Below are 632 nucleotides of genomic sequence, written 5' to 3'. Positions count from 1 at the left end.
GGGTCATGGCCGTGAATTGACCCGGAGCGAGCGAGCTTCCGCTTAGGGTCGGTCTTTCGCGTTCCCTCAGAATCGCAAGAGCGTGGGGTGAGCGGTACTACATCGACCCGGCCAAACGCCATTCCAACCGCTGATCCGTCTCGACGGCTTTCGGCCGCGTCGGACGTTTCGCTAGGTCGCTTCGCCCGGCTTATGGAAGTTCGATCTCGCCGTCCACCACGTGGTTGAGGCCGGTGCCTTCCGCCGTCAGCGTCATGCGGACCTTCAGCTTCTTGCCGCCGATTTGCCCTTCGCGCACCGTCTCCTCGATCTTGCGCTGGGAGGTGACGCCGACTTCCTTCAGGAACTTGCGGATCGACATGTTGACGGCGTCTTCGCTCATGGCGAAACTCCTCTGTGTCCGGAAGGGATTGTAAGGGAAGGCAAGGGATCAAGGAAGCAGCACGGTGACCTACGGTTTTATTGAAATAGACCTCGAGCCGGGAGGAGACGTCGGGTCCTTAAACTTGATCGACCCCTGGCAGGAGGAGTGGAACCGATCGACGTCTTGCGCAGAAGGAGCACGATGACGGCCATCTCGGCCTTGATCTGACCGATCAGGAAAAGAGTGATCTGATCGAGTACCTCAAATC

1 protein-coding gene is annotated in these 632 nt (G+C 59.0%); it reads right to left on the bottom strand.

The window, feature by feature from the left end; all coding sequences use genetic code 11:
• Positions 1 to 190: 190 nt before the first annotated feature.
• Positions 191 to 382, bottom strand: a complete 192-nt coding sequence (locus NKI25_RS36345; RefSeq protein WP_023679340.1) for a DUF6494 family protein — start codon at positions 380 to 382, stop codon at positions 191 to 193.
• Between the last annotated feature and the right edge of the window lie 250 nt (positions 383 to 632).

Origin of the sequence: Mesorhizobium sp. M0808, from assembly GCF_040320025.1 — a bacterium.
In the GTDB taxonomy this organism is placed as follows: domain Bacteria; phylum Pseudomonadota; class Alphaproteobacteria; order Rhizobiales; family Rhizobiaceae; genus Mesorhizobium.
The sequence above is the reverse complement of the archived record's forward strand: the minus strand, read 5'-3'. Positions and strand labels throughout refer to the sequence as shown.